26 protein-coding genes and 2 pseudogenes are annotated in these 22,265 nt (G+C 62.1%); 12 read left to right on the top strand and 16 right to left on the bottom strand.

The genetic code is table 11. From position 1 onward, the window contains the following. Positions 1–67: 67 nt before the first annotated feature. Together FAZ98_RS34825 and FAZ98_RS34820 are read right to left on the bottom strand one after the other, a co-directional pair. Positions 68–532: an outer membrane lipoprotein gene (locus FAZ98_RS34825; RefSeq protein WP_158958902.1), complete on the bottom strand. Its 465-nt coding sequence runs from the start codon at positions 530–532 to the stop codon at positions 68–70. A 273-nt stretch (positions 533–805) separates the two neighbouring features. Further along, positions 806–1,081 (bottom strand): hypothetical protein, encoded by a 276-nt coding sequence (locus FAZ98_RS34820; protein ID WP_158958900.1) that lies wholly within the window; start codon positions 1,079–1,081, stop codon positions 806–808. 42 nt (positions 1,082–1,123) lie between these two features. On the opposite strand from FAZ98_RS34820, the gene FAZ98_RS34815 reads away from it, so the two are divergent. Continuing rightward, complete coding sequence (locus FAZ98_RS34815; protein WP_158958898.1) at positions 1,124–1,879, top strand: prepilin peptidase; 756 nt, start codon at positions 1,124–1,126, stop codon at positions 1,877–1,879. A gap of 298 nt (positions 1,880–2,177) precedes the next feature. On the opposite strand, the gene FAZ98_RS34810 is transcribed toward FAZ98_RS34815, so the two are convergent. The 9 genes from FAZ98_RS34810 to FAZ98_RS34770 form a co-directional block, all read right to left on the bottom strand. Then, the gene (locus tag FAZ98_RS34810) at positions 2,178–2,993 is read right to left on the bottom strand and encodes a PRTRC system ThiF family protein (protein WP_158958896.1); all 816 of its coding nucleotides are present in this window, start codon (positions 2,991–2,993) and stop codon (positions 2,178–2,180) included. Further along, positions 2,990–3,625: a PRTRC system protein A gene (locus tag FAZ98_RS34805; RefSeq protein WP_158958894.1), complete on the bottom strand. Its 636-nt coding sequence runs from the start codon at positions 3,623–3,625 to the stop codon at positions 2,990–2,992. Before FAZ98_RS34805 ends, FAZ98_RS34810 begins: the two co-directional genes overlap by 4 nt. Next, positions 3,622–4,350 carry a PRTRC system protein B gene (locus tag FAZ98_RS34800; RefSeq protein WP_158958892.1) on the bottom strand — a complete coding sequence of 243 codons (729 nt, stop codon included), beginning with the start codon at positions 4,348–4,350 and terminating at the stop codon, positions 3,622–3,624. The genes FAZ98_RS34805 and FAZ98_RS34800 overlap by 4 nt, the downstream gene beginning before the upstream one ends. A gap of 16 nt (positions 4,351–4,366) precedes the next feature. Then, on the bottom strand, positions 4,367–5,374 hold the full coding sequence (locus FAZ98_RS34795) for a PRTRC system protein F (protein WP_158958890.1): 1,008 nt from the start codon (positions 5,372–5,374) through the stop codon (positions 4,367–4,369). 23 nt (positions 5,375–5,397) lie between these two features. Continuing rightward, complete coding sequence (locus tag FAZ98_RS34790; protein ID WP_158958888.1) at positions 5,398–5,613, bottom strand: hypothetical protein; 216 nt, start codon at positions 5,611–5,613, stop codon at positions 5,398–5,400. A gap of 24 nt (positions 5,614–5,637) precedes the next feature. Next, positions 5,638–5,856: a PRTRC system protein C gene (locus tag FAZ98_RS34785; RefSeq protein ID WP_158958887.1), complete on the bottom strand. Its 219-nt coding sequence runs from the start codon at positions 5,854–5,856 to the stop codon at positions 5,638–5,640. A gap of 12 nt (positions 5,857–5,868) precedes the next feature. After that, positions 5,869–6,336 (bottom strand): PRTRC system protein E, encoded by a 468-nt coding sequence (locus FAZ98_RS34780; protein WP_158958885.1) that lies wholly within the window; start codon positions 6,334–6,336, stop codon positions 5,869–5,871. An 87-nt stretch (positions 6,337–6,423) separates the two neighbouring features. Then, positions 6,424–8,091, bottom strand: a complete 1,668-nt coding sequence (locus FAZ98_RS34775; RefSeq protein WP_158958883.1) for a PRTRC system ParB family protein — start codon at positions 8,089–8,091, stop codon at positions 6,424–6,426. Between the two features lie 218 nt (positions 8,092–8,309). Beyond that, the gene (locus tag FAZ98_RS34770; protein ID WP_158958881.1) at positions 8,310–9,347 is read right to left on the bottom strand and encodes an N-6 DNA methylase; all 1,038 of its coding nucleotides are present in this window, start codon (positions 9,345–9,347) and stop codon (positions 8,310–8,312) included. A 360-nt stretch (positions 9,348–9,707) separates the two neighbouring features. On the opposite strand from FAZ98_RS34770, the gene FAZ98_RS34765 reads away from it, so the two are divergent. The 7 genes and pseudogenes from FAZ98_RS34765 (at position 9,708) to FAZ98_RS34740 (ending at position 14,577) form a co-directional block, all read left to right on the top strand. Next, positions 9,708–10,427: a hypothetical protein gene (locus FAZ98_RS34765; protein ID WP_158958879.1), complete on the top strand. Its 720-nt coding sequence runs from the start codon at positions 9,708–9,710 to the stop codon at positions 10,425–10,427. Positions 10,428–10,454: 27 nt separating this feature from the next. After that, entirely contained in the window at positions 10,455–10,793 is a 339-nt protein-coding gene (locus tag FAZ98_RS35910; RefSeq protein ID WP_233273052.1) for a hypothetical protein, read from the top strand. Positions 10,794–10,801: 8 nt separating this feature from the next. Beyond that, positions 10,802–11,137: pseudogene (locus FAZ98_RS36020) on the top strand (DUF1173 family protein); the annotation flags it as partial. Between the two features lie 22 nt (positions 11,138–11,159). Continuing rightward, on the top strand, positions 11,160–12,023 hold the full coding sequence (locus tag FAZ98_RS34755; RefSeq protein WP_267904876.1) for a DUF1173 family protein: 864 nt from the start codon (positions 11,160–11,162) through the stop codon (positions 12,021–12,023). Between the two features lie 60 nt (positions 12,024–12,083). Continuing rightward, entirely contained in the window at positions 12,084–12,746 is a 663-nt protein-coding gene (locus FAZ98_RS34750; protein ID WP_158958877.1) for a hypothetical protein, read from the top strand. Further along, positions 12,739–13,796, top strand: a pseudogene (locus tag FAZ98_RS34745) (phage Gp37/Gp68 family protein). The gene FAZ98_RS34750 and the pseudogene FAZ98_RS34745 overlap by 8 nt, the downstream one beginning before the upstream one ends. A 109-nt stretch (positions 13,797–13,905) precedes the next feature. After that, positions 13,906–14,577 (top strand): Lar family restriction alleviation protein, encoded by a 672-nt coding sequence (locus tag FAZ98_RS34740; RefSeq protein ID WP_158958875.1) that lies wholly within the window; start codon positions 13,906–13,908, stop codon positions 14,575–14,577. Positions 14,578–14,824: 247 nt separating this feature from the next. Here FAZ98_RS34740 and FAZ98_RS34735 read toward each other — a convergent pair whose 3' ends face one another. Beyond that, a complete protein-coding gene (locus tag FAZ98_RS34735; protein WP_158958873.1) occupies positions 14,825–15,958 on the bottom strand; it encodes an integrase domain-containing protein in 1,134 nt (377 codons plus the stop codon). Positions 15,959–17,167: 1,209 nt separating this feature from the next. Between FAZ98_RS34735 and FAZ98_RS34730 the strand changes: the two genes are divergently transcribed. The 4 genes from FAZ98_RS34730 to FAZ98_RS34715 all read left to right on the top strand — a co-directional run bounded on the left by FAZ98_RS34730 (position 17,168) and on the right by FAZ98_RS34715 (position 19,066). Next, positions 17,168–18,178, top strand: a complete 1,011-nt coding sequence (locus tag FAZ98_RS34730; protein ID WP_158958871.1) for a PRTRC system protein D — start codon at positions 17,168–17,170, stop codon at positions 18,176–18,178. Then, positions 18,175–18,531, top strand: a complete 357-nt coding sequence (locus FAZ98_RS34725) for a hypothetical protein (RefSeq protein WP_158958869.1) — start codon at positions 18,175–18,177, stop codon at positions 18,529–18,531. Before FAZ98_RS34730 ends, FAZ98_RS34725 begins: the two co-directional genes overlap by 4 nt. A 122-nt stretch (positions 18,532–18,653) precedes the next feature. After that, positions 18,654–18,812, top strand: coding sequence for a hypothetical protein (locus tag FAZ98_RS34720; protein WP_158958867.1), 159 nt, complete (start codon positions 18,654–18,656; stop codon positions 18,810–18,812). Next, the gene (locus FAZ98_RS34715; protein ID WP_158958865.1) at positions 18,812–19,066 is read left to right on the top strand and encodes a hypothetical protein; all 255 of its coding nucleotides are present in this window, start codon (positions 18,812–18,814) and stop codon (positions 19,064–19,066) included. Before FAZ98_RS34720 ends, FAZ98_RS34715 begins: the two co-directional genes overlap by 1 nt. Before the next feature lie 64 nt (positions 19,067–19,130). Here the strand turns inward: FAZ98_RS34715 and FAZ98_RS34710 are convergent, their stop codons facing one another. The 4 genes from FAZ98_RS34710 to FAZ98_RS34695 form a co-directional block, all read right to left on the bottom strand. After that, positions 19,131–19,349, bottom strand: coding sequence for a hypothetical protein (locus FAZ98_RS34710; RefSeq protein WP_158958863.1), 219 nt, complete (start codon positions 19,347–19,349; stop codon positions 19,131–19,133). 102 nt (positions 19,350–19,451) lie between these two features. Beyond that, on the bottom strand, positions 19,452–20,588 hold the full coding sequence (locus FAZ98_RS34705; RefSeq protein WP_158958861.1) for a primase-helicase zinc-binding domain-containing protein: 1,137 nt from the start codon (positions 20,586–20,588) through the stop codon (positions 19,452–19,454). A gap of 250 nt (positions 20,589–20,838) precedes the next feature. After that, positions 20,839–21,417: a single-stranded DNA-binding protein gene (locus FAZ98_RS34700; protein ID WP_158958859.1), complete on the bottom strand. Its 579-nt coding sequence runs from the start codon at positions 21,415–21,417 to the stop codon at positions 20,839–20,841. A gap of 15 nt (positions 21,418–21,432) precedes the next feature. After that, positions 21,433–22,263, bottom strand: a complete 831-nt coding sequence (locus FAZ98_RS34695) for a hypothetical protein (RefSeq protein ID WP_158958857.1) — start codon at positions 22,261–22,263, stop codon at positions 21,433–21,435. Positions 22,264–22,265: the final 2 nt, after the last annotated feature.

Here is a 22,265-nt window from a genome sequence, read left to right as displayed (position 1 = left end):
GAGGCACGCCGTGAGGAATGCCCCGCTGTCATAAAAAAGCCCGCTTTCGCGGGCGGCAGAAGATGCGTCAGTGCGTGACGCGGATACCGGAATTGGTGCTCATGAGGAGCACGTGGTCGCCGGGAGAAAAAAGCTGGTCGTCGGGCTGCGTGATGACGCGAAGCGCTCCGTCGGGCTTTCGCACGACGATCTCCAGCCCCGCGGTGCGTGAGAGCGCATCGCTGACATGCTGCGCGACGAATCCGGTCACCGCTCCCGACATCGCCGCGGCGACATAACGGCCGCGACCATTACCGAGCGTCTGCGAACCGAGAAAGGCACCAACCCCCGAGCTGACAAGGCTGGTCAGCCCCGAGTTGTTACCGGGGACGCGAATCGTTATGCGGCGCACACGAACGATTGTTGCCTGTTCGAGCGTGCCGGCGCGCTGCACGTCAGTACGCTGATAGACATCGGGCGAACCGAAGTCAGTCATGTTTGCGCAGCCGGAGAGAATGGAAAAAACAACGAGAGCGATGAGAACGCGGATCATGGCGGTTGCCTCAAGGTAAAAAGGCAACCGGCGCCGATCGGGCAGGGTTGCCCGGACGGGGAAGAAAAAGGGGAGCCGCGTCCCTGTCGGGAGTTGGCGCCCAACGGGGTAACGATGATCGGCGGACTACGTGCCGTGGGGAATACAGCGGGAATGCACAGCAGCGTGCTGCTGTGGTCAGGTCGATGCGCTGTGAGGCGCGGGGGAATGGACTCAGTTTACGGCGACGGGCCGGCATCCGGGACCCGAATGCTCGCCGAATCGACGTATGTTTTATCGAGCCGCCATCCGGGCGGCGCGTGCACGATGTTCGCTGCAGCGCACGCCCGATTCAAGACAGGCACCGCCGCACCCGTCGCAGAAGTGCCGGTCAGCGACGCGGGCCGCGTTCCAGCCCGAACCGGACGGTAGCCTCGTTCCGTATTCGATCCCGCCCTCCCGCGCGAAGAATACGGGCTCGCCCGCATGTCCACGCCGGACGATCGCATTGATTTCGTCCGCGCCGAACGCCTGCCTGAGCGCCGATACGAAGCCGGCGATCTCTGGCATGGGTGAGGTACTTTTCCTGACCACGGAGCAACTCCTGTATATATGTACAGTATATTCTCTGCGCAGTCGCATTTCAGCCGCGAAGTAACGGCTGGCGTTCTGGCGTTGCTGGATTTACCCCATCTCGGGGCTATCGCGTCCGCACTCGCAGCGGGTGCTGCCGTCGGCGGGTGCCTGCCGCCGATGTGCGAGGCGCTGGCCGCCGCCGCCCTTCGCTCGATTGGCGACGAGACACACAGCAGCTCGCCAGATCGCCGCATCACACTCGTGACGATCGTGCTTTGCGCGCTGGTTTGCGGCCTGTGTGCAGGGGTATTTGGCGTGGGCCAGAAAGGCTTCGCAGCGTTCGCCCTGTCCTGCGCGTTGCTCGTCGGTGCCGTAATCGACGTTCGCTACCGGCTCCTGCCTGACATCGTCACCGCCCCGCTGCTCTGGATTGGACTGCTCGCGAACACCCGGGGGCTCTTCGTGCCCCTACCCGATGCGGTGCTCGGCGCGATAGCGGGCTATCTGGGAATGCGCGCCATTTCCTGCCTCGCCAGCATCGCGACCCAAAGCCTGGGTATCGGACACGGCGACTTCAAGTTGCTGGCCGCGCTCGGCGCCTGGCTGGGTTGGACCGCACTCCCGGCCGTATTGGCGATCGCAGCGCTGTCGTCGATCGTCTGGTCGCTGTCCTCCGCGCGCGGCAATCGTTTGCCTCTGCGAGAATCTATGGCGTTCGGGCCGTTTCTCGCGCTCGGTGGTCTTGTCGGTGTCTGCCTCAGCGCGCCCGGCGTCTACGTTCTGCTCCGCTAGGACGCAAGTTCGACAAAAAGAAGCCCGCTCGAAGGCGGGCTTTAACACACACGCCGGCGACTCGGGGAGAGCGCGCCGACGCTAACTTGCACGGTGGGGCGCGCATTGGCGCCGCTGTCGCGTTGTGTGAGCAAACGCGGCCAAACGGTTGTTTCCGCAATCCATGCTCCCGCGTGCACCCTCGCGCCCAACCCGTCGTTTACCAATTATTAAAAAAAAAAGCCACCCGGGTACGGGTGGCGTGTATCAAGTAAGCGAAACGAGGTGACTAACGCCGCCAGAGAAGCCGGCAAACGGTTCATTGACCGTCACTGGCGACCCTTCGTCGCTTTTTCGATGGCCGCATCTGTGGCGCTTCATATCCGAAACGTCTCCACGTTTGCGGGTCGATGGGCACCGGGTTCGTACGGCCGGTTGCAAGATTCACAAAGACAGCCGAGTAATTCAGACCGCCATTGCGAAACAACGTCCAGAGCAGATTGAACGCCTGCACCGAGATCGCCTGATTGATCACGAGCGACTGCTTGCGCAGCGCGTCCGCCATCGAACAGGACGGCGTATCGTCGCCCTTGTCGTTCTTCGCGTTCAGCATGTCCGGGAACAGGTCACCCACATGGGGCAACCGGTCATGCCGGGCCTTGCCGAACTCGCCCAGAATGACCTGCCCCCGATCCGTCTCGTTGCCGCAGTCGAGGTAGTAGCGGACCTTTCCACGCTTTGCGGCCTGGACGATCGCATGTCGCGCGCGACGCGAGTCCACGCACCCAATCACGATATCCGCTCGCAGACTCACGCTCGAATCGACGCGACGAGGCTGTGCTACCCAGTTCGTGCCCATCAGCAGGTTCAGGCGGTTCACCAGCAATGTGGCCTTGTACTGGCCGACATCGTTCGGATAGAAACCCTGCCTGCCGACGTTGAACTCGCTGACCGTGTCGTCGTCGTACACCGTGCAATCGATCCCGCCCGGATGACCGAGCTCGACCATCGCATGATGCAGACGCGCGAGCGACGGCAACAATGCGCTGCCCGTGCCGCCAGCGCCCACGACGACGACGTTCCACGGCCTCCCCACCATCTCCCCGGGCGTGGTGTGCAGGATCGGTCCGTTCATGCGACCTCCCCTGCCAGCGCTGCGCGCCAGTGCTGCGGGATGGCCGGGGCCTGTTCGAAGCGACCCTTCGCACAAAGCCGCAGCGCCACGGTTGGCGTGCAATCGCAGTTGCCCAGTACGAGCGCGAATTTCACGTCGTGCTGGTCATCGCGATCGTCTGTCGACGAGAAATATGCGGAGCCATGGCCGTGAGAATGGCAGTCGACCACAAGCGACTCGCCCGCCCGCAACTCCGGCCGTTCGTAACGCAGATGGTCGGGGCCGTGAGACAACGACGGAAGCGGCACGAGCCTGAAGCGGCCCGTTGCGGCGTCCCACACGATCCAGGCGCCCGCTTCGTTGGGCAACGCTGCGCGTGCCATATCCGCGAACTGCACCACAAGGTCCGCAGGCACTGACCCGCACATCAGATCGGTACGCTCTGCAGCCTCGCCGTAGGGTACCGGAGTCGCCCAGTCGAAGGAAGACAGCCGCCGCACCAGACGCACCCACGGACGGCTGATTTCGAGGAAGACGCCGTTGGACGCGATGAGCAGCCGCTCACCGGGAGCGTCCATCGGTGCGACCGGCTCACGTGTCGGCACCATCACGCTCGGAAACGAGCCCTGCAAGGCAATATCGACTGGATTCATGCTGCACCTCCGTTCTTGCCAGCAACGAGAGCGCCAGCCGTCAGCTCTTTCATGCGAACGAGCGCGCGCGCAGGAAATGCCTCGAACTTGCCGTCGAGCATGTCGGTCCAGAATGCGTGGAAACCACCACGATAAGTCACGCGCTTGCCGCCCGCGTTCGGATGCGTGAACGCCGAGTTGAAAAACCCGTCTTCCCAACCCTTGATCGCAGAGATCTCGATGCGTCGCGGAACGTTGGCCGAGCCAATGCAGATTCTCCCCTTGTCCCACGTGTTGAAGTACGGTGGCTCATAAAGCGCCGTGCCCTCCACCGGCCGATCCGCGCCCCTCACCGCGAACACGCAGAAACCCTGCGCGCCCGCCTGAAAAACCAGACCCGGATGTGGCACAACGGCGCTGCGATTGCCCACCTTCGGACAATCGAAAAATACACGACGCGACGCAGGCGGACACCACCAGGTGATCGCCGCCGACGTCACACCCAGCACGTTCGAGGAAAGAAACTCCGCCTTCGGGGCGGCATTGCGATCGAGCTGCACGAGCGCGTCGACGAGAGCACGTCGATCGAGCGGCCGGCCTGCACCGATGACTGGCCGTCCGGTCTTTGGTTCTTCCGTGACGGCGTGGACAGTTGCATAGTGCGCGCCGTTCGACCCTGCATAAAGCAGCAACGCGCGGGAAAGCGTGACGTCGTGGCCGGTCTGGCCAATGGAAACTCCGTTCATGGAAACACTCCTGATATCAAATATGGACCACCAGCGCCATCAGGCGGTCAAGGCGGCGAAGCATCTGGAAAGCAAGGCCCCATTGCGCGTACTGCGCGCGGATGCCCTGCCGTGTCGTGGAAAAGGTATGAAAACTATGGAACTCGGTAGACTCGCCGTGCTGGTATTCCATGTTCATGTGATCGTCGAGAAACTCGCCGATCCGTTCGTTGGTTTCAAGAACGAACGTGCAACCGGAATACAGCGGACGGGCGTCGTAGCCGTCCTCGAGCAGCCTGTGACGCCCGGCCTTGCGGAGTAGCGCGCGCAAGGCAACCAGTTCGTGACAGACCGACGCCACACGGCCCTCGTGTTGCGTCGCCAGCGCGAGCAGCTCCCTCGCCGACAGGGACGCATTTCGCGACCGGCGCCCGGCTACCCTGGCCGGACAACGGATCTCGTCCGGACAGACGGCGGGCCTGAGCACCGACGGCAGATAGAGCTTCACCATCTCTTCGTCGTTGCCGTACCAGTCTTCGAGCCAGGTCCGCGCTTCGGCGTCGCTGGCCGATTCGTCGCCCTCCCAGTACTGGCAGGCCATCTCCGAGAGAAACCAGCCGGGCGTACGGATCGGCACGGTCCGACCCGACACCTGATCGACGATCGAAAACAGCGTGTAAAGCAGTAACGGATGCGCCTCACGCAACGGCTGGGCGAGCACGTCCATCTCGTGGACCCACTCATCCGAAAGCCTGATGCCGAGATGCAGCGGCGTCAGCGGCTTGAAGTCTTCCTTCTCGTAGGTTGCTTCGATCGCATCGAACACTGCGTTTGTGTCGCACAACTGCAGTCCCATCGAGATCAGGCGAAGACCCTGCGGCATCAGCCGATCCACCCAGGCAAAGAACGCCTGCTGGAAAGCATCGACCGGACTCACTGGATCATTCACGTCGGCCGCACGAAGCGGCCCGTGTCTGAACTGCTCCAGCACGACGGACTCGACCTGGGTATCGACACGCCATTTGATGCTGGCGTTACGCGGCACGTCCAGCGCGAACGTCGGAAGCGTCAGAACACTATGGGAAGCTCGATGTCGGGCAGCGGCAGGCCGAGGCGGTTGCCAGGCCGTACCGGTGCCGACATCGACCGCTCCATCAACGAAAGCAGGATCGAACAGCATTGGCGAACCTCGTCGTCATAAGAAAAAACCGCCCTTCCGGGCGGCTCCTGGTTGAAGCCGGTCGCCGGATCGGCGAGCAGCTTGAGAAGAACGTCTTTACGCATAGGTTTCCTCCGGCATGGGCTTCCTCAGGTGTGGGAACCTTTGGCGCCGGCCGCGCGCACAAACCTGTAGATCGCGACCTCTCCCGAGAACTCCGGCCCGTCGACCGCAGCGGTCGTCAGTTCGGGGTACTGCGCGGAAAAGAGATCTCGAACGTCGTCAGGGCTGAATGCAGGCCCCGGATCGGCGAACTTCATGCCGTTGTAGGTGAACTCGCGAATGATCCTTGCGATGCTGATGGTCACGGGCGTGTCTCCTCAAAGCAGGCCAAAAAGGTCGGTCTTGCCGTCGCCGGCAGACTGCACGGATGCGGAGGTTTCGACCGCGGGCGCGGGGGCGGCACTATCGGTGTGCGCCCCGTCATCGGCATCCTCAGGATCGTCACCGGCGTGCTCCGACGGCGCTGGAAGCGCCGGCTTCGCGCCCTTCGATAACGCTTTCTGGGCCTTGCCCGCCTGCGACTTTTCAGCCGCCTGCAGGATCTCGTTCGTCGCGCTCACCTGCTCCGCGAGAGAACGATGCGCACCTTCGAACGACTGCAACGCCTGCACAAAGCCCTCATCGAGCTCGACCGGCGTCGCGCTCAGCACAAGCGGCTGACGCAGCGCCGTCTCCTTCGAGTCGCCCCAGGGCACAACGACCACGGACATCTGGTCCCCGGCCATCTTGAGTGTGAGCGTGACCTTGCCGGTCTCGCGCACGAACGCTTCGAGTTGCTGGAACATGGAAAAACCTCGCAAATGAAAAGCGCCGCGCAGTCGATCGACTGGCGGCGCGAAAAAAGGAAGTCGCGGCGAACACCGCGACACGCATCAGAACTTCAGGACCTTCGGAACCTTGCCCGCGTAGTCGAAGCCGTCAACCGACAGCAAGGCATCGATGACTTCGGGCTTCGATTTCGCGAACACCTTCTTGAAGGCATCGCCCATCGCGCTGCGCAAGCCGAGTTCATCGGCCACCACCTTCATCTCCGATTTCGTGATCAACTCCAGAAACTCCTTGTCGAGCTTCCAGTGCTTCGCGAGATCGAGCTTGTGGTGGCGGCACATCTGCATGAGATAGGAGACGTCGACGCCCTGAATTGCCGAGAGCGTGATGGAAATCATCATCTTCCCTTCGGCGTCGGCATCGAGCGCAGCGGCCGACGTGGCCGCCTTGCCGAAGTCTCCGACAGCGGGCTTGTCATCGATGAGGCGTTCCCAGACCGTGTTGACCGGGCCTGCGTCGATACTGCGAGCCTGACCGGTCGCCACTACAGCAAGCAGATAGCGGCGCGCGAGCGCTGCATCCTGGCTCACCTCGCGACGTAGCGCCTTGCGCCAGAGCGCGACGCGATAGGTCTTCACGCGATCCGATTCGGCCACGACCGTGGCTTCCGGCGCAGGCGACGCGGCAGCAGACTTGTCGGCCTTCGTCGCATCCTTCGCCTTCGACGATCCACCGGCGCTGGCCGCCTTGGCGGCGACAGGCTCCGTCTTCTCGCTCTTGATCCGCGCCGCCACCTTCTTCATGTTGCAGACGGTGTCGAAGCACTGGCCCTTGTAGACCTTGCCAAGCGAGTCCGGCAAACCACTCACCGCAGCGCCGAAGTTCTGGCACGCATAGCAGGCTTTCGCCTGCTCCTCGCCCACGCCCTTCGTGCCTTCCGCTACGAGCTGGATGCGCGTGTGGTTGTCACCCGGACGCACGATCCTGACGGTCTGGAACTCGTCGCGCAGGCCAGTAGCCGTCGCGTCGAGCTGCTTTTCCGTCTTTTCGTTGTAGCAGTTCCGGTTCGTGCAGTTGCCGGTGCCGATCGACTCGCCGAACATCTCGGCCTGCGCGGCCGAGTTGTGCTGGCATCCTGCACAGTCCGCCTTGTCGAAGATCGCCGCAGCGAGCGAGCACGAGGCACGCTCGAGCACGTTCTTCAGGTCGGCAACCGTATGTCCCTCTTTCACGATGACGGGCAACAGCTTGTCCTGCTGCTCCTTCGTGAAGGCGGCGAACAGTTCGGCGTGGCCGAGCTTGATCGTGCGGGTGTTGAGCGCCTCCAGAACGGATGCGCTGCAGTTCATAAGCGCGAGACGCGAGTCGAGCATGGCACGGGTCCAGCCAAGCTGCCGTGCCGCTTCATCGCGATCGCCCTGACACATCCCGACGATTTCTGCCGCAGCCACGGCCTCTTCGGACGGAGCCATGTCGTCGCGCTGGATGTTTTCGATGAGCGCAAGCGATCGCGCCTCGAATTCGTCCATCTCTCGAACGACAACGGGCATCGCATAGTCGTCACCGTGCGCCTCGCGTGCGGCACGCACACGACGGCCGCCGGCGACGAGCTCATGACTGCCGTCTTCGAGCGGACGCACGAGAACAGGTTGAATAACGCCCTGGGTGCGCACCGATTCGATCATCTCCGCCATCTTCGCGGGATCGAAATACTTGCGCGGGTTGCGGCCGGGCCGGATGTCGCCGAGGCGAAGGGTATTGGGATATTGCATTGCGGGTCTCCAGAAGGGGAACCCGCTCCCGACGGGAAGAGGATTCCCGAAGGGTGAATAAAGAAAGGCCGCAGGGGCCGGTATCGATGCGCACGAGGCGCGGTAGGTGAGGTAACAATATCGCGTTATCGGCCACCGCAAGAGAGGAAAGCTCACGTATCCGGTATCGCTTTCAAAAAGAAGCCCCGGGAGATCGAACCGATCCCCGGGGCTGCGCATCAGAATAACGTGAGCTGATCGACCAGCTCGAAGATGTCATCGCGACGAGGCTGGGTGCTCACCGCGTCCTCGAACAGATCGGCCAGTCCAGTGGAGGCTTCGACTTCAACCGGGCGCTCGAGCACGGTGACCTCTCCTTCCGGGTCGGCCTCAATCGCCATCGGCGTCGGCGGCTCAACATCGGCCGCAACCACCTCGTCCGGGACAGGTCCCGTGCCGACATCGGCAACCTCGTCGTCATCGCTCATCGATCCGCGCATGAGCTCGCGCATTGCATCGTGAGAGCGGCGCGCGCGCAGCTTCCGCGACCAGCCCCCAAGCACGTGCGCCGGCGTAAACCAGTGTCCCCAGACCTCCATCGTGAGCGAATTGCCATGCACCACGATTGCCGGGATATGGAGTAATGCCAACTGCAGATAAGTCATGTGCACACAGCACGGGTCAACATCAATGCACGTTGCGTGCATCGCCTGCTGATAGTTCAGGCCGGCGTCGTGAAACGCCTCCGCGGTGGCAATCACCATGCCACCCGCACCGCACGCTGGTTCGAGAACACGCGAGAAACCTTGCGCGTCCGCCCTTGCGACTGCGTCCCCGCCTATGAGGCCCGCCATCAGCTTCGAAATGGCATAGGGCGTAAAGAACTGCCCACTTCTCGCATTACCGAGTTCCAGCATCATGTACGTCTCGCCCAGCACATCCGTGAGGTTCGAAGCCATCACGCCACGCTCGCGCGCAGCGGCCATGACAGAGACCCGTTTCTCGAATGCAAGCGTGAGTTCGGCAAACATCTTCGGAAAGCGTGCCACCTCATCCGGCTTGTACGTACCAACAATTTCCATGTATCGCTTCTCACGCACTTCGAACTGTGCCCGATCAACGCTGTTGCTGATCGCAAGTGCGCTGAGTTCGACAAAGTCCCGGAAAACCTTGTCGAGATGATGAGCGTATGAAAACGCCTTGATGAGGGAAACGAGATTGCGCTGATGTTCATCAGCAGTTTGATCGAACTTACGCTCTGCGGATTTGCGGCTCATGCCCGCTCCTTGATTGGACGGGACATGGCCCATCGGGGCGTACATGCCCCAATGGGAAATGGAAAAAAAGATAGCCTTTTCAGGCGGGTCGATGCGTCTGACGACGCGTGAGTTGCAATGATCGTACGCGATGCAATCAGTGGTTTCGGCCCGAAAGCAGCGTGACCATGGTGCGCTTTCGGCGCCGGCTACGGTTATCCACATTTTCTGGTGATAAGGCTGTGGAAAAATTCCTCGGCATCTCGCCCGCGCCAGGCTACAGGCCACGTATTGGCGATCTTTCCGGACCGCTGTACGTGCGATCGCCGTCGAGAATGAACAATCGCTGGCACTACCGCTTGCGCCATTCAGGAGGCCTCCATGCTCAATCCCAATCTCCGGCTGCCGTGGGCCGGATCGCTCGCGTTCATCGTCGCATCAACCTCTGTCGCCTTCGCTTCAATCGCCCTCTTCCTGCCCACCACGGTCGATGCAGGCGTGATCGCGAGACGACTTTGCCTCGCGCTCACCATCGGACTGCTGCTCGAGGCCATCCGGCGCGCGAAACTGGCCGAAGTTAGCCGCGAGGCGGCGAACGCCGACGACGAAGTGATAGTGAAGGTTTCGATCAACGGGGTGACGGTTGGCGAATTGTCGGAGCTGGACTATGCGCAGACGCGGCTCGCGGCGGCAAACGATCCGCGCAATTACGTGGCCCAGGCCGGTCGGCTCGCAGTCGGCCTGTGGCGCCACGGCATGCTCGCATTCGCATGGACTGCTTTCATCGTCGCCGCATGGCTGGTGATCACCTGCCTGCTCGCGCCCGACGAATTCGCGAGCGACCTTATCGCATACGCGGCGTCGCCGGCCAGCCGCGTCGGTCACGCGACTGCCCTCGCCACCGCGTTGCATGACGTGGCGAAAATGCTGGCATGGAGCTACGGAACGGTGTTTGTAATCGCGGCTGGCGTGCGGATGCAGTTCGGCGCGCCCCTTTCGATCCTCGGTGCGTTTCGCACAGATGTACAGCGCAGGGTGCGCCTCCTTGTTGACACGCCCGTCGACGGTAACCTGTCGCTCGTCTGGACGCGTCGCCGCTGACCCCTGCGGGAGCGACAGCGCAGGCGCATGCACGACTTCTGGCGGAAAGCTCCACTTTTTGTTGAGCTTTCCGCCAATTCCCCGCCTTTTCACGCTCCGCTGGAAATCGTCCCGATTTCCGCACGCTTTTGCCCCACGAGCACATCGCGCGCACGCCATGATGAAAGCATGGCCATCCGTGCGACCTCCTCTTACCCCCCTCCAACGCTGCGCCTGCGACGTGTCCTGTACCAGACCGGCATCGCGGACTGGAGCGAAGGCGTTGTCACCGAACACGATCCCGACAGTGGCATGGTCACGGTTCTCGACACCGATGACGGCTCGTTCTGGCGTGGCCCCGAAGATCTCCTCGAAGTCATAGCCTGAGGCCGCCCATGCCTGACGTCTCCTTTTCGGGTCGACGTGTTCCGCTTGAAGATGTCCAGGAACATCCCGGCCGATATGCCCGCGCGCTCGAGCACGCAAAGATCACACCGGGCTACGCGCTGTGCCATTGCCGCGCCGATGCACCGCGGCAACTTGTGATCCGCCGCTATGGCTCCCTGTTCCATCTCGCCGGATGGCCGGATGACGGCGTTCACCACCAGCGCGGATGCGATTTCCACAAGGATCCAACGCATGAGCAAACCGGCGCCCGCGGCGAGACGACTGCCGCGATAGTCAACGGACCCGACGGCCTCAACGCCCGCCTGACCGCAGCGCTCATGCAGGGCGCTACCGCACCCGGCGCGAGTGACACAAAAAACGGTACCTCAGATCGAGTCTCTCGCCGACGCGCCGCGTTGCTCGCCCTGCTTTCAGGCCCTCTGGCACAACGCCCGGCTCACCGCATGGTCCGGCAACTCAGGTACGCGCGGCTGGGGCGCAGTCAACACGATGCTGCTCGGCGGTCTGGGCGAAAACGCCAAAATAAATGGTTGCCCTGTCCATCTGGTCCTGCACATCATGCGACGGTACGAAGAAAGCGAGCGCGAATCGATCAACGCCGAGTTCAACGAATTCCTGAACCGGCTCACCAATGATGGCAAGCTGAAACGACGCGCCCTGATCGTGGGCGAGCTGGGTGAACTTGCGGATATGCGTTTTGGTAAAGCCATCACCCTGCGGCAACGCCGCCACAGGTACTTCTGTACTGACGCGATCATTGAGCACGCAGCAAAAACGTACCCGCACGCGTGGCGTGCCATCGGTGTCGCCGGCGCCCGGGTCGTCCTGATGATGCTCATCGAGCGCACGACCAACGGCTACGTCCGGGTGGTGGATCTTGCCGCCATGCTCTGTTCGTCGGCGTTCCTGCCCTGCGACTCGATTCACGAAGTCGCAATGGCGAATCGACTGGTCAACGAGCGGCGTGTTTTTGAAAAGCCTATGCGCCTGGCGGAGGGCGACGACATGCTGCCCGACTTCGTGCTGCTTGACACGCGTCCGGCTGCTCATGTTGAGGTGTACGGCATGAACGGTCTCGCGAGCTATGAGCAACGCAAATCGGCAAAACAGGCGTTGCGTCTCGCCCGGGGCATTCCCGTCGTTGAGTGGAACATCGACCGCGAATCACTTGAAAGCGTCGCACTTCCCCCGCCCGAAGCGCGAGCTTGACTTTGCGCGGCAACCCGTAGGCTGAAAGGGCATCCCTACTTTCATCCCGGAGTCCGCGCCATGAAAACCACCGCTTGCGCAACACCCGCCGATCAGGCCGATCTCGATACGGGTTACCGTCTGCAGTTTCCGGGTTGCCCGGCCAGCACGGTAACCGTGGCCGACGTTCAACGCTGGCTGGACCAGCTTCCCCCGCTCTATCGCAATCCACTGGAGTCGACTTCGTCCGAGGCCATTGCCGCGTGGCTTTTCTCGCGCTCACTGCGGCTCGTCGAGCAAGGCCTGCAATCGCTCGACAACCGGAACTGGCTCGCGGCGCGCGAACTCTGCGCTGCGGCCGACACGCTGCTCAAACCCGAAAACACTCACGCGACGGTGCAGGACACCCGCTACGGTTGCGCGCCGAAGCCGCCGCGCGAGCGCGCCGCCCGGCTGTTCGCCACGCTGGCGCAGGCCCGGATAGGCTTGCTCGCGATGTCGGACGGATTTTCCCGCACCGGCGTTTCGATCGCCCTCGACGACGCGGAGCTGCTCGCGCGCGACGTGCTCGACAACCCCATACCGGACGACGTGCGCGCGGCGCTCGACCGGATGTGCACGCCACTGGACGAATCAGTCCTGAAGGGCGCAACGGCGACGGCCGATGCCCATTCGATGCAGGTCATTCGCGCCCACATCCTCGGTGGCGAGAACGAAGCGATGACCGGAGGCCGGCGTGGCTGAGAACACCGGCATCGAATGGGCCGACCACACTTTTAATCCGTGGCTCGGTTGTACGAAAGTTTCCCCGGGTTGCGACCATTGCTACGCGGAACGCGAACGGGCTATCCGTATTCTTGGCGTCCATTGGGGCGCCGCTCAGTCCCGTCGTCGCACAGCCGTTTCCACCTGGAGAAAGCCCACGCGCTGGGATGCCGCGCACCCGGCGTTCTTCGACAAACACGGGCGCCGGCAACGCGTCTTCTGTGCGCCTCTCGCCGACGTCTTCGATAATGCCGTGCCGGCGCAATGGCGCGCCGATCTGCTGCAACTGATACGGGAAACACCGAACCTCGACTGGCTGGTCCTCACGAAGCGCGTCGGCAACGCACGTGCCATGCTCAACGACGCGGTGAAGACCATGACGGGCGGCGCTACCACATGGGACACCGAGCCCATCCCCAAACTCTGGCTCGGTGCGACGGTGGTTAATCCACCGGAGATGCATCGCGATATCCCGAAACTGCTCGATGTACCCGCAGCTGTGAAGTTTCTCAGTCTGGAGCCGTTGCTCGGCCACCCGGATATCAGTGGGTACCTCGCGCCGGGATGGCCGCACTGCGCAAGTGGCTTCACCCAGGGCCCACAGTACGCAACCGGATATTGCGGAACATGCGCGGGCCATCGCACCGATCCCATGCACGATCCGTCCACGCATGATTACGTCGACTGGGTCATCGGGGTGGCGAGAGTGGGCCGGATGCACGCCCGATGCACCCGCAAGGGGTCCGTGAAGTGCGCGACCAGTGCCGCACGGCCGGCACTGCGTTCTTCTTCAAGCAATGGGGGGACTGGATTCCCGCCGATCAGGCAGACCAGAGCGTGCGCGATGCCGCGCGAATGTCAGCCTCCCTGTCGATCTCCGGCTGCCTGAGGCACGGCGAGGACAATACGATCTTCGCCACCGGCGAGGCGAACATGCTCAACGTCGGGAAAGGACAGGCCGGCTGCGAGCTCGACGGGCAGCGCTATCAGGCATTTCCGAATGTCTCACTGGAGCTCGGAACTCCCTGACTTCGAAAGCGCCAGGGAAGATACGGCCGAAGAGGTACGCATCTTGCGGAATTGAAAGCTCGTCGACCATGGATAATGTCGGCACCTCTCCAGCCCATTCTACTCAGCCATGTACGAGCAGCTCATTCCCTGTGACCATTGCGGCGGCCGCCCCACTGTCGGCCGCTCGCAACGCATCATCAACGACACGCCCGATCCATGGTTTGACCAGACAAGGTGGGGCCGGTTCGGCGGCCCGCCGGTCTTACGCGACACGATGCGACGGCCGCCCGAAGCACCACAGACCGAACCCCTGGTCTGCATCTACTGTGCTGAATGCGGAATGCAAACGCCGTGGCAACCGTGCGCTGAAGATGACACGGCAGCACGCAATACCGTCGCGGAAATATGGAACCGGCGAGTGAATCGTCCCGAAGCGGACAAGACCGACCTCCAGCGACTGGTGGAGCGCGAACTGGGCACGACCGACATTCCAGCGTTCATCGAGCTCCTTTCGAGACTTGACGGTGACTGGAATGAACTTGGTCCCATCGTTGCCATGATCGCCCGTCGCATGGTGGATGCGACAGTTGTTACCTTCGATTCGTGGCCGATCGATCCTGTGCTTAATGACGCAGCTCGCTACCGGAAGCTGGTCCAGCTCACCAAATGGGTCGATATCGACGGTGAGCGTTACGTGCAGTTCCCCAAGGTTTTTACGCACCCGGAGGACCGCGACCGTGCGTTTGAAGACGTGATCGCCGCCGCAGTGGACTCGCTGCCTGACCGCGATCGCTGGTAACGCATCGGTCGAACGGCAAAAAAAGACCGGCCACAAGGCCGGTCATGAACGCTCTGGCTTTTCCGGGGTGCCAGAACCTGAGAGACGACTTCATTGTGCCCCGCGCCCGTCTCTCCCTTCACCCCGTATCGTTGGTTCTTTCACGCTCATTCGCTTCGCCCCGGTGAAACGTTGGCAAACCATTATCAAACCACCTGAAACACCAGAATGTGCGACAACGCACTTTCATCAGACGAATCACCGCTCACTAGCTCGATGCTTCCAGAAGTCGGTAAAGCGCCTGCCGCGAAATACCGAGTGCGGCCGCGGCGTGCGTTTTGTTGCCGCGCGCCGCATCTAACGCCGCCATGGCATCGTCAAGCGAGAGAGTGGGTTTCGCCAGCCGCTCCTGGCGCGCGAATGTCGAGATATACGCATTCGCCTTGGTCGGTCGGCTGTGGCCCGCGGCCTCCACCACCCGCCTGATTGCCTGTGCGTGCTGCTCGCGTTCGGGACGCTCGCCTGCCCCTTTCACCGGCGCGGCCACGCCAGCCCACTTCGCGTAAAGCTCTTGCAGGTACTGGTGGCGCAAACCGTGGCTTGTCACCCCAAGTCCTGATTTCGTAATGCCATGCCGGGCGAGCACATGGTAATACCAGTCGCGCCACTGTTTGAGCGTCCGGTCGGCTGGTACTGTCGAGCCCGTGAGTGCGTTCGCCAGACGCGCGGCCTCCTCCAGCACCGCATACTTCTCCTCAATCGGCACCGCGCGCTCGCGACCGCCCTTGGTGCCGCGCGTCACGTGCAACATTTCAAGATCACTTACGGCACGTCGGGGCTGCAGCATGAAGCTCTCCTCAATGCGCAAGCCGAACGCCACCTGGAGTTTCAGCTGCACCGCAACGCGGGGGCATGTCTGCGCGATTTCAGCGATCTTCGCTCCCGCGCTCAGGCCATTTGCATCCCACGAACGATCGACCTCGGCGACATACGATCGCACAAGCCCCTTATCCTTGCGGTTCACGTAATCGTCAAGCGTGCCGACGAGGCTGGTCTTGTTCATCCAGTCACTCAGCGCACGGAGATACGTGAGCTTGTTCTCGATCGTCCCGCCGCTCTGCCCAGCCGATACCCAGCGCTGCACCAGCCATTCGATATGCTTGCGCCGCAGGTTCCACGGGCTCACAAGCGCGAAGCCACCGTCCCGCAGTTCGAGCAGCGCGGCGCAGATGGCCCTCACGCGGAATTCCTGCGTCTTGATCGATAGCGGCTTCGCACTGATGCGCGTGCGGCTATGCACGGACGAAACATGGTCGTCGAGTAACTGGATCAGTGCCGCCGCTACAGTCGGCGCCAGCCGGTAGCCACGCACCACCGCGCGCACGTTGAGGATCGCTGCCATGCCTTCTCCGTTCTGGGCCTCTGGTTTGACCGTCCCACGGCCGTTCTTCGGTCGCGGCTTCACCGGGACCGGGTTTGCTGCCAACGCCTGCGGCGCGACGCTCCTGCCTGGCATCACGTCCGCCCTCGCGGGCCTGATTCTTTGCTCATTACTGTGCCGCTCACCATGCGGCTTCGCCGTTCTCCCCGGCGCGGGGTACCACCTTCCTGTCCTTTAGCGATTCCATCCGATCAGCCCGACGCATGGAAGAGATGCGTTCCGACTGTCCACCTTGCTGCGGCACGGACCGGCATGCGCTTCGCGCAAACCCGCACCCGCGTGTACTGCTACTGCGTTGCCGCCTGCTGTGGCTACCCTGCCGGCCCCGGACGCACGGATGCGTCTGGGCGTAGCGGACGCAGCACCTGCCGTCCGTACGCCCGGGCCAACTGCCGGGCAATTCCTGTTGCGCGTTTCTGGTGACGGTTGCGCGGACCGTTATGTCTTCCGTACAGGGAGGCGCGATTCGCTGGCGTGGCCAGCGCGCAGGCTCTCCCCCGTTCCGAAGCACGTTCATCTCCGCCGCGGTGTATCGGGCTTCGTGAACGCACCCAGCGCTGTGGGCTGAAGGAACGTGTGCAGGCGTATTGGGAAACGGCTCGCGAACTGTCCAACTGTCCGCGTCCACATTTCCTCAATACGCCACATTGCGGCGGACACCCGCCAATCGTATGGATATCGCACTGTCCAGTGGTCCTCAATATGGATCACAGTGGACTTGATCTGACTGAAAAAAAATCCGCCTCATGGTGGAGCGCGGACAGTGGGTGAGTTCTGGTCCGTTCGGACCGGGGATGCTGGCCTCTCTGGCCAGAAAAAGGACGCACGAAGTGCCTTGCACTTCAGGTCGATGCGTCAGGGACGCGACAGGTGTAACCAGAATACGCGGTCAACGCCATCGAGCGGCAGCAAAACATCGCCTCATTCTGTGCGCTTTCGGCGACTTGACTTCGTGATGCGCTCGCTAGACTGGATTCAGCAATGTCGGAGATTTGCCCGGAGTTTTCGGGATACCTCATGGAAAGTCCGGGTTCATACCGGAGTTTGCGAGAGGCCTCCCGGACAACTCCGGGATTATCTCCGGGTTCGCTTTTTCTCGACTTCGAACTCCGGGAATATCCCGCAGTTCGAGGACGCAACCATCGAAACACCCTGAAGGACGCGTACACCATGAAAACACCAGTCTTTGCGATCGACGTTGGCTACGGCAACACGAAGTACGCCTGGCGCGCAACGAGCGGCACCGTGGCCACCGGCATGTTCCCCTCGCTCGCACCAATGGCGGATCTGGACACGTTTGTTGGCGACGGCGATGTCGCGATGCTTTCACGCGAGATCGCCGTGGTGACGCTCGGAAACCTTGAATATGAAGTCGGACCGGGCGTGAGGCTCACTGCAGCCTATGGTGAAAACGGGCGTGCTCTCGCCGACGATTACGTACTGAGCGACAACTATGCAGCGCTGCTCTTCGGCGCGTTGCATTTCTCCGGTGTAACCCACATCGAACGCCTGGTGCTCGGCCTGCCCGTTCACAACCTCAATAAATACTCAGCGTTCCTGAAGGAACGGTTCACAGGCGAGCTGAGTTTCGGTCATGGAAAGGTTGTGGTCGACAGGGTGATGGTGGTTCCGCAGCCGCTCGGCTCGCTGGTGCTCGCCAAGAACTCGCGTGGCAAAGACTTTGGCCCCGACGATACCCATATCGTCGTGGATGTTGGCTACTTCACGACAGACTGGGTTTTTGCAACTGGTTTTTCGGTAGACAATTCGCGCAGCGGTGGGATGCCCGGCGGCGCATCGCAGATCTATCAACGCATCGCCAACCTCATCGCGCACGACGAAGGTGACGAGGTCAACGGGATCGAACTGATCGACAAGGCACTGCGCAATCGCACGCCACTCCTGTTTTACAACAAGCATATCGATCTCGCACCGTATGTCGAACGCGCGTCGCCGATCGTCGCGGGCGTCGTGAAGGAAATGCAGACGAAAGTCGGACGTGTGTCGGGCATCCGTTCGATCATTCTCTCAGGCGGTGGTGCGGTGCTCTACGCGGCAGCGATCCGCCGCGCTTACCCCCGCATCGTGATCGAGGTGATCGACTCGCCCTGCCTCGCGAACGCACGAGGTTTTCTCCTCGTTGGCGAGGCCGGACTCGCACGCGAGCGTCGCGCAGCATGAACGGCAAACTCGTCATGGAGGTAACGATCGCCGAAGTGCTGCATCCGCTGCTCTTTGAGCGTCTGCGCGAATGCGCTTCGGCGCGCGAGCGTGCGGCGATCTTCAAGGCGTGCGCCGAGGCCTATCTACGCGGAGACTCCACACGCCCAACCCTCGACGACAACGAGTTAGAGGATGTTCCTGATCGCACAGGGGCTGCAACCGGCGTGGTGTCGCATTCCCGGCATACACCGACTGCTTCCACTCTTGAAGGTGGCGAGTCGAACGAATTCATGCCCCTGGGCACGGAGGATAGCGACGGGATGTCTGGAGACTTCGGAGACGCGCTCGGGGACTTACTCGACAAATACTAGGCTGACGCGCGTCTTGACTTCGTATCAAACGTGCGATCATCAACTCACATACACCGGTGCAATATCCAGCCAACCGGAATTGCACTGGCCTGTGTCACCCACCAACACGACGGAGCATCAAGATGGAATATCAACTTCTGGACGCCATCCTTCATGGCCAGCGCCTGGCTGAGCCGCTTACCTGGGTGTATCTGGCCTCACTTGCCACCGGAGGCATCGGGGCCTGGAAGCTTGGCGGTTTTCTTTTCGATCGGCACCCAAAGACGCACGGAGACGAGTGATGTACGCGATAGAACGCGCCTGGGTCGCCTTCATGAAGTGGCCTTTTCTTGTGCGCCGGGCGGTCATCGGGGTCGCCTGCTACCTTGTCTGGATTGGTTGTGCCTTCCTGTATCACGCCGGCGTCCACGACGCTGCGATCGTTATCGGCATCACAGCGCTGTTTGGATGCTTCTTCGCACTCGGTGGCTGGTATGTACTGCGCGGCGCCCTGCATCTGCTGGCGATCTGGCTCCGCGTGACAAGCCGTTGGTAGGCTCATCGGCAAGGCAAAAAAAAAGCGGCCCAAAAATGGGCCGCTTCTGTTTCAAGTTTTGTTGTCATTGCGCGGACTTCGTCGCGATGACGGCAAGTCGTCGCGTACAGAAGTCGAAAGCCGACTCGAACGGCTCGTCGCGAGCAACCGTCCTGCAGATACGTCGGTCGATCACATCGAAACCGGTCGCTTCGGATTTGTGGACAGGCTGATGACCGTTGGCAGCACCATTGGTCGCCACGATCGTAAAACGATTGCCCACCTTCATCTGGAAATAGCTCATTTTTCTTCCTCAGGAAAAAGAGCCCGGACGGACCATCCCCGGCGGGGATGAATCCCCACCGGGCTGGTTCACGAAATTGCCGGACGCTCCGGCTAGAAAAAATCAGACTGCAACTGCGACCGGAGACACGTTGGTAGCCCGACGTGTCGTCAGGGCCGACTCATGGGACGCGGTGAACCGCGCCTTCCACTGATCCGCGAAGTCGGTTCCACGCACGCGTGGCCGATGCGGCACGACCGTGTAGCCTTCCGCACGCAACCGTTTCGCCAGCGCCATACCGGCCGCAACACCCGGCGACTGACCCGTCTTCGGATCGACGTGATCGAAATCCATGAAGACGTGAACGACCTTGATGCCCAGCCCTTCGGGCACGACGAACTTCGACAGCAGCACGCGGTTCAGGCAGTTCCAGACCGGCACCCCCGTTTCCATGTGCGCCCCGTACACGGTCTCAAGCCCTTCCCCCACGCCGATTTCGCCATCTACAGGTTGCATCAGACGAACGGCGCCTCCCGCGAGGGGGTTGAGCGTCATGTCGTTCAGCTTTGCATCGAGCAGCTCGCCGTCCGCCGAAACGATCGTGGCCTTCGCAGGCTTGACCGGATCGAGGAAGGTTCGATGCAGCGTTCCGAGCCGTCCATCGGGAAGCTCGAACCTGGCAAGGATGCCGGGCCATTTGCCAAGTAACCGCTTCTCGTGCCTGTACTCCAGCATCCCGAGACGCAGCGACGAGGAAGGAACCGCCGTGAGACGCGGCACCCGCTCGTGCAGATATCGCATCGACAGATCGCCCACGGCTTGCGGCTGTGCGTCACGCCACATGCCATTGAGACGTTTCTCAACGAAGGCCGGATCGGCCTTGCGCTTCGGGCCGGGAGCATTGACCTGGGCCGCGCGGGAAGCCGGTGGCGGGGAACCACCGTCGAGCTCGCGCATCAGCCTGAAAAGGCCAATGCGGTTCACGCGGGTAATCAGCTGCAAGCCGTCGCCGGCCATCGGGTAGCCGTCATTGCACTTGCGGCACACCCAGTCGCCGCGACCGCTCCTGTTGTCATAGGTAAAGCGGTCATCGCCACCACAAACCGGGCATGCCGTGGCATGGCCAGTCAGGTATTCGGCGGCGACGCCGTAATTCATCAAGGTCGAAATCCACGCCTCCGGAGAGAGCGCGAATCCCTTCAGCTTGCGTTGCAGCCACTCGTACTGCCCGGGTGACAGCCCGCGTCCAGATGTACTCATATGTCACGCTCCTCGAACGGAAGGTGGGTTGGGTCGGTGCCTGAGACAGGCGTGAAAACGCGTGCTCAAAAGAGGCGCCGGTACAGGCGACTCTTTTCAGCAGGTTCTCTTCGGGTTCAGGAAATCGACGTACTGTGCGGCGGCGATGCGCCGTAAAGAGGGGCGTCACGCGACGCACCCGAAGGTGCGTCACGAAACGTGGGTGAGGATTTACGGGATCAGCAAATCCTGAAGGTGAGCCCTTCCGGGATCAGATGGCTGCCCATGCTGCACGGGCGTATGCCTGGCGAAACGGAATGTCGTCGTCCATCTCATCGAAGCCACCGCCGCCCGACTGCGCAGGCTGGGCTGCCTGTGTGCGATTACCGGCACTGGTGGGTGAAACACCGCGCCCGTTGCGCGCGCCGGACGCCGACGACGCTCGTTGCGGCTGCGCGCTCCGCGCACCCTGCTCGAAGTCATCGCCGGCGCCAGACTCGCGACGCTCGCCACCGTTGCGGCCGCCGAGCATCTGCATCTGGTCAGCAACGATCTCGGTCGAGTAACGGTCCGTGCCGTCCTGCGCCTGCCACTTGCGAGTGCGAATGCGGCCCTCGATGTAGACCGACGAGCCTTTTTTCAGGTACTCGCTGACGATCTCCGCGAGCCGGCCAAAGAATGACACCCGGTGCCACTCGGTTGCCTCCTTGAACTCGCCCGATGCCTTGTCCTTGTAGCGGTCGGTTGTCGCGAGGCGAATGCTGGCCACCGCGTCGCCACTGGGCAGATAACGCACTTCAGGCTCCGCGCCTAGATTGCCGACGAGGATGACCTTGTTGATTGATGCCATAAATGAAGCTCCTGATTAATGTGTGATGGACCAGAGCCATTTGTCCCAGAGAACCTGCTGGCCGTCTTTCATGACCGGCTGCCCGCTTTCCCTGAAGGCTGGTACCTTGATCTTTTTCAGGCGACGAACGGAGACGACATCGCCGACCTTGCACTGCGATTCGGCGATCGCGTCCTTGAGGCCTTCGCCCTGCAGGATCTGCTCGCCCATCACCGTATCGATGCGCATCGCGAACGACGTGTAGAACGGCTTGCCGGTACGTTTGCGGTTCGGAAACTTCTCCTCCCCCCAGGTCACCACCCTGCCGTGCGTCGCAGCCAGCATGTCCGCGCGTTGGGATGACGTCCCCAGCGGCATGCCGGCGGCCGGCTGCATTTGTGCGGGTGCCAGCCCAGTCGCTTCGTGATGCGGGGCCTGCATCTGCCGGTTGACATCCAGCTGACTCATGTCGGCCGGCGTCGTTACCGGCGCGATCGCCGGTCGGCCGTACGAGCGAATAGCAGACGCAATGGCGTCGTTGAGTGGCACGCGATGCTCGCGCAGCACCGACCAGTGCGGTGCGAGATCGGGCAGCATCTTGATACCGAACCGTGTGTCGCGCGGCCGCTCGTCGAACGCCGGTATGAGCTGCACGATGCAGTCGCCTTCGTCGACAAAGAGGTTCGGTAGATCGGCGATCGTGACAAGCGTTTCGTTCGAAGCGCCCTGGCCCACCGTTCGCGGTTGCGCGGGCGTCGACGCATGAGCGCTTGTCGAGGGGGGCTGTGACCGGTGCGCCTTGCGTACATCGCCGTTGGAGCCTGGAAAGAGCTCGGCGAGCGCGCGGAAAAAAAGATGTGCTGCCATTT

The organism is Paraburkholderia acidisoli (genome assembly GCF_009789675.1).
In the GTDB taxonomy this organism is placed as follows: domain Bacteria; phylum Pseudomonadota; class Gammaproteobacteria; order Burkholderiales; family Burkholderiaceae; genus Paraburkholderia; species Paraburkholderia acidisoli.
The sequence above is the reverse complement of the archived record's forward strand: the minus strand, read 5'-3'. Positions and strand labels throughout refer to the sequence as shown.